Origin of the sequence: Nocardia sp. NPDC127579 (genome assembly GCF_042672005.1) — a bacterium.
Taxonomy (GTDB): Bacteria; Actinomycetota; Actinomycetes; order Mycobacteriales; family Mycobacteriaceae; genus Nocardia.
The window spans coordinates 1,702,063-1,707,666 of the sequence record NZ_JBHXVZ010000001.1 but is presented as its reverse complement, the minus strand read 5'-3'; the positions used below and the strand labels follow the sequence as shown (position 1 = coordinate 1,707,666).

Genomic DNA, 5,604 nt, shown 5'->3' with positions numbered 1-5,604 from the left:
CACAACTCTCCAATCGCCGAGGGAAAGACTCTGAAAATCATTCGGGCATGCAGCAACTACCCTGCAACCGTCTGATGGGAGTCGTACAGACCGGGTGGACGGATTGGTCTTTCGGCGAAAAACTTTGGGAATACGGCAATTCGGGCGTTACGAACCGCCGCGGCAGAGGGCCAGCATGGCGATCGGAGACATGGTGGGCGCGGGCGAACCACCCGCCGGCTCCACTGTCACGGCGAGCGTGTCCGCCGTGGTGAACACGATCACCAGCGGAGCATCCGGCAAACGATCCACCACCGCCGCGGACCGGGCCGCGCCGGTCGGCGGCACCAGCCAGAGCTGATAGACCCGGCCCGACGGCGGACGGCGCACCCCCACGAAATCCACCGCGGCCGTGCGCAGCGACTCCGAACTCCGGATCTCCAGCACGCCACGCTCACCGACCCACACCGTGCGGGTCAGCGCGTCCGGCCGGGCATCGATCTCGGCGGTCGTACTCACACTCGGCGTGGGCTCCGCACCGGCACGCAGCAGCAGGAAACCCGCACCGGCAGCCAGCGCGACCAGCAGCATGACCGCCGCGACCAGCCGCTGGACCCCGATCCGCCGCCCGCGCCCGGTCGTCACCCGAGTCAGGGCGCGTTGTAGTCGTTCCTCCAGTTCGGGCGGCGGCGCGCAGGCATCCAGGGCGGTGAGCCTGGCCAGCGTCTCCCCCACCGCGGCCACCGTGGCATCGAACTGCACCGCCGTACGTCGGTCGGCGCGTTCGCGGCAGTGCTCGATCGCACGGCGCTCCGCATCCGACACCGCGTCCAGCGCGTAGGGGTAGGCCAGATCCAGCAGGTTCAAGTGCTCGGATTCGCGCTTCACAGGTCGGCTCCGGTCAGACAGGCGGCCAGGCGCTTGAGGCCGTCGCGGATTCGGGTCTTCACAGTGGCGACGGGCGCACCGAGCCGCTCCGCCACCTCGCTGTAGGTGTGTCCGCCGTAATAGGCCAGGGCGATGGTGTCCCGCTGCAGCACGGTGAGCGTGTCCAGGCAGCGCAGCACCGCCGCCTCCTCGATGCTCTGCTCCACCCCCTCGACCACCACGTCGTAGTCGCGGCCCAGATGCAGTCTGCTGTAGGTGTTCTCGCGACTGGCCGCCGAACGCTCACCCCTGATCCGGTCCACCGCTCTGCGGTGGGTCAGCATCATCAACCAGCCCATCGGGCTGGACTGGGTGCGGTCGTAGCGATCGGCCAGCGTCCACACCTGGAGATACACCTCCTGGGCGATCTCCTCCGCGGTGGCCCGATTGCCCAGCATGCGCAGTGCCAGCCCGTAGACCCGGTGACTGGTCAGCCGATACAGGTCGGTGAAAGCCTCCCGATCCCCGTCGCCCACCGCCACCAGCACCGCGACCAAGCGACGAGTCAACTCGTCGTCCAGGTCCGGCCGGGGTGGGCAGGACGGCCCTGCCGCCACGCGCGCGAGGTTGCCCAGCGCCGGAATCGTCGGCACGTCCTGTGCGTCTGTCACATCGACACCCGCGATGCTCCTCCAAACGTGTGAGCCGGAAACGGGATTCGTCGCGTCCGCATTGCCCCTGCGCCTCCTGCATCAGGTTCGTCTCCCCGAATTGGTACCCGCCGCCGTTCTCGACGCCACAGGCGATACGTATATCTGTATTTCGTACCGCCCGACCGGTTGGATGGGTCCGCCCCACGGATTTATCGCGCACCCGCCACTCGACGCCGACCCGGCATACCATCCAGGAGTGTTCGACCTAGCTTTCCCGCTGCTCGCGGGCCTGGCGGCCACCACGGTCGGCGGTTTCCTGTGCGGTGCGGCCTTCCACCATGTGCTGGTGCCGCTCGACGCGATGTTCCGCGGCAACGGCCGCCCCCGCTACGCCCCCCGCCGCCCGGCCCGCGTCATCGCGCACACCTGCCTCCGCGCCCACACCCCCGCCACCTGCTCCTGCGCAGCACGCGATCAACGCACCGTCCTGGAATTCCGTGGGACGAACGCACTCCCGCAGCAAGCCGCGGTACCTGGTCACTACCCCCTCGGCAGCGAACTGCCTGTACACGTGCGCCTCACCACGAACCAGCCCATCCCACTGACCCGAAAAACCGTGCTCCGCAGCGCGATTCGAGGCAGCGCGATAGGAGCCGCCCTCGGATCGGCATACGCCGCCCTGCTCTGCGTCGTGCTCTACACATAGATCCGCTCGCAGCCGTAACAACCACCCCGGAGATGGTCCCAGCGACAGCGATCCAAGCAGCATCCACCCTCGAAATAATATCTGCCGGAACGGATTACCACCTCGACATCACGGCAGCCGCCTTCTCGACCATCTAGCTGCACGCGCCGTTCTCGACCTCAGCGATCAGGTCGATCAAGGTTTGGAACTCCACAGCTTCGCCGGGCAGGGCATCGTTGCTGTACTCGATCTCGACGTGCAGGCATACCGGATCTTCACCGTCTATGTCGCTGATGGTTGCCCCCTCTTTATCGAGGCCGACCTTCGGGACGGGCACGTCCGCCCGCAGGGCGGCATGTTCGACCTGATGGACGATTTCTCGATCGACTTCGCGCCGAACCGACTCGACCAGGCTGCGCCGCCTCGTTTCGTTGAGCTCACCAGCAGTGATCTTGCTGATCCTGTGCTCGTTGAGGTGGTCGGCGGCATCGTCGGCCACCGCTCGGATCTCGCCCGAGCTGAGTGTCTCGCGATCCCGGACGTACCAGCCCCCGGCAAACGCGAGGACAGCGACCAGCGGGATGAGACCCCACCGAAGCCACCGCCGAGTCGTCGCGATACCCGCTGACTCATCACCCATTTGTTCCCGCCCACCAATCACTTTCGTCCGGAAAGTAGCGGATCTCGGTGGCCGAAACAAGGCTGATTCCTGGCACCTTCGGGGATGTCGTGACAGCGCAACGCTGCTCATAGCCGGATTACACTTGGCACGACCACGGGCAGGGGGAGGATGCGATGGACGCCATAGTCACTACCACATGGCACAGCGGATGCGTATGACTCCGGACCCGAAACCTGGTCAGGTATTCGCCGGCTACACGATCGACCGTCTCATCGGAAGGGGCGGCACCGGAAGCGTCTACCTGGCAGGGCATCCGAGGTTGCCTCGCCGAACCGCACTCAAGGTGTTGAGTGCGGTATTCGCCGGTGATGCCGAAAGCCGGGCTCGGTTCGAACGGGAAGCCGACACCGCCGCCGCGCTGGATCACCCGAATATCGTCACCATTTACGACCGAGGTCTCGAGGACGACCACGCCTGGATCTCGATGCAGTTCATTGACGGCCCGGACGCATCGCAGGCGCTGAGTGATGGGCCGTTGGCAGTCGAGCGAGCGGTCAAGATTGTCAGCGACATTGCGATGGCGTTGGATCACGCGCACGCGCTCGGCGTGCTCCACCGAGATATCAAACCGTCGAACATTCTTCTCGGGCAGTCGAAAGGAAGCGAACCGGAACGGGCATACCTCGCGGACTTCGGCATTGCGAAGCTGTTCGCGGATGCCGGTGAAGTGACCCGAACCGGAACGATCGTCGCCAGCCTCAACTACGCCGCACCCGAACAACTGAGCGGCTCTGATCTGGACGAGCGCGTAGACGTCTATGCGCTCGGCTGCACGTTCTATCAACTGTTGACAGGCGAGATCCCCTTTGCCGGAAGCAATGTTGCCTCCCTGATCAGCGCGCATCTGCAAGACCCGCCTCCACTTCCGAGCGGGCGATCTGTCGAACGTCCTGAACTCGAGGCGTTCGACGCGGTCGTCCTGAAGGCGATGGCAAAGAACCGCGACGACCGGTATCGAACCTGTGGTGAATTCGCAGCCGCGGCCAGAACAGCGTTGCAGTGGTCATCGCGCGGAACTACAGTCACCCTTCACTCTTCCGAGGTGGCGGGATACGCACAACAGTCTCCTGCCGGAGAACAACCGGCATTCGCTGAACCGTACGCCGACGATGTGACCGATTCGGCTCCTGATCTGATCCCGCTGTGGCCCGGCCCGAGACCGCCGACGACCGTCATTGCGACAGATCGCCGTGGCGAGGTGATCAGTGGACGGTATCGCCTGCTCGAGCACATGGCGCGTGGCCTGTCCGGTGACTTGTACAAGGCATACGACGACATCCGTGGTGAGATCGTTGCTTTCAAAGTCGTCCATGCCGCGGATGCCGACACGATGAAACGCTTGCAGCGGGGCGGGCGGGTGTGGCTGAAACTGAAGCCACACCCGAATGTCGTTGAGGTCATGGATGTCCAGAATCAGCACGGCGATGACCCGCCCTACATCGTCAGCAGGTTCATCGACGGTGGAGACCTCGCTGAGCTCGCCAAGAACCGCGATCTCCAGCTCGAAGAGAGCATCTGGATAACCGTCCAGATCTGCGTTGCGCTCAGGCATATTCATGACAGCGGGCTGGTGCATCGTGAGATAAAGCCGAGGAACATTCTGGTTTCAGGCGCGGACCTTCTTGTCACCGTGCTGGATTCGGGTATCGCTCGACACGAGAACCCCGCGGTGGACTCGTTCACGAAGACCGGCATATTTGTCGGTGACCTGTCCTATGCGGCCCCGGAGCAGGTTCAAGAAGGGCGGCATGTCGGCCGCCGCGCGGACATCTACGCGGTGGTTGCTGTGCTGTATGAACTGGTTACCGGAACGCCGTTGCCGTTTCCCGTCCCGCGTGGGTGGGAGCCGGACCAGGACCTGCTCAATGGACTGCCTGAGCAGTTGCGATCGGCCTTGTCACGCGGTTTGTGCCAGGACCCGAAAGACAGATTCACCAGCATCGATGAACTTCACGATTGCATCGCTCCGCTGTCCAGGCACGCGCCGCGAACTGCGGTGGAGGGACCAGCGGTTGTTGCGCTGCACGGCATTCGGACCCATGCCGCCTGGCAGCGGTCGTTTACCGAAGTCGCAGGTCGCGCCGGTCTCGGCGTGCACTTCGACCTGTGGAACTTCGGCTATTTCTCCGTTCTGCGTTTTGTCATGCCGTGGGCCAGGCTGGCGAAGGTGCGGTGGTTCCGAGAGGTCTATCAACAGGAGTTCGGCAATGCTGCTGCCGCAGGCCAAGTTCCGTCGATAGTCGCGCACAGCTTCGGCACCTACATCCTCGGCAACGCGTTGCTGCGCTATCCGTACCTGCGCTTCGGCAAGGTGCTGCTCTGCGGCTCTATCCTGCCGACGAACTTTCCGTGGGATCTGCTCATCGAACGTGGGCAAGTGCAGGTCGTCCGGAACGAGTACGGCAGTGAGGACGTGTGGACTCGGATGGTCAGCGTGTTCGTATCGGGCACCGGGCCTTCGGGTCTCGTCGGATTCACCGCCCGAAGCAACCGACTGTGGCAGGAAAGATTCATGTTCGGCCACAGCGAGTACTTCGAGCGCGGCCATATGAAAAGCCGGTGGCTGCCCTTCCTGACCGCGCATTTCGAGGAGCGGCCGCAACAGGAGATCTCCATTCCGGTACCGCCGACCGAGCGCATGCCATGGGGGTTGTACCTGGCTTACGCAGTCCTAGCGGTCGCGTGCACGATCCTTGTCGCCGTCCTGGCTGTTTAGCGAGTGGCCACCGCCTCCTCCC

5 protein-coding genes are annotated in these 5,604 nt (G+C 64.2%); 2 read left to right on the top strand and 3 right to left on the bottom strand.

Annotated features, from left to right (window positions below):
- Positions 1–147: 147 nt before the first annotated feature.
- Together ACFVMC_RS07440 and ACFVMC_RS07435 are read right to left on the bottom strand one after the other, a co-directional pair.
- Positions 148–867 (bottom strand): anti-sigma factor domain-containing protein, encoded by a 720-nt coding sequence (locus ACFVMC_RS07440; RefSeq protein ID WP_379207720.1) that lies wholly within the window; start codon positions 865–867, stop codon positions 148–150.
- On the bottom strand, positions 864–1,517 hold the full coding sequence (locus tag ACFVMC_RS07435) for a sigma-70 family RNA polymerase sigma factor (protein WP_379207718.1): 654 nt from the start codon (positions 1,515–1,517) through the stop codon (positions 864–866). The genes ACFVMC_RS07440 and ACFVMC_RS07435 overlap by 4 nt, the downstream gene beginning before the upstream one ends.
- A gap of 238 nt (positions 1,518–1,755) precedes the next feature.
- Between ACFVMC_RS07435 and ACFVMC_RS07430 the strand changes: the two genes are divergently transcribed.
- Positions 1,756–2,205: a hypothetical protein gene (locus ACFVMC_RS07430; protein WP_379207717.1), complete on the top strand. Its 450-nt coding sequence runs from the start codon at positions 1,756–1,758 to the stop codon at positions 2,203–2,205.
- A 133-nt stretch (positions 2,206–2,338) separates the two neighbouring features.
- On the opposite strand, the gene ACFVMC_RS07425 is transcribed toward ACFVMC_RS07430, so the two are convergent.
- Positions 2,339–2,683, bottom strand: a complete 345-nt coding sequence (locus tag ACFVMC_RS07425; RefSeq protein WP_379207715.1) for a hypothetical protein — start codon at positions 2,681–2,683, stop codon at positions 2,339–2,341.
- 319 nt (positions 2,684–3,002) lie between these two features.
- Between ACFVMC_RS07425 and ACFVMC_RS07420 the strand changes: the two genes are divergently transcribed.
- A complete protein-coding gene (locus tag ACFVMC_RS07420) occupies positions 3,003–5,582 on the top strand; it encodes a serine/threonine-protein kinase (protein ID WP_379207713.1) in 2,580 nt (859 codons plus the stop codon).
- Positions 5,583–5,604: the final 22 nt, after the last annotated feature.

Coding starts and splice junctions, on each gene's coding strand:
- ACFVMC_RS07420 (WP_379207713.1), top strand. CDS start 3,003: ATGGCACAGCGGATGCGTATGACTCCGGACCCGAAACCTGGTCAGGTA.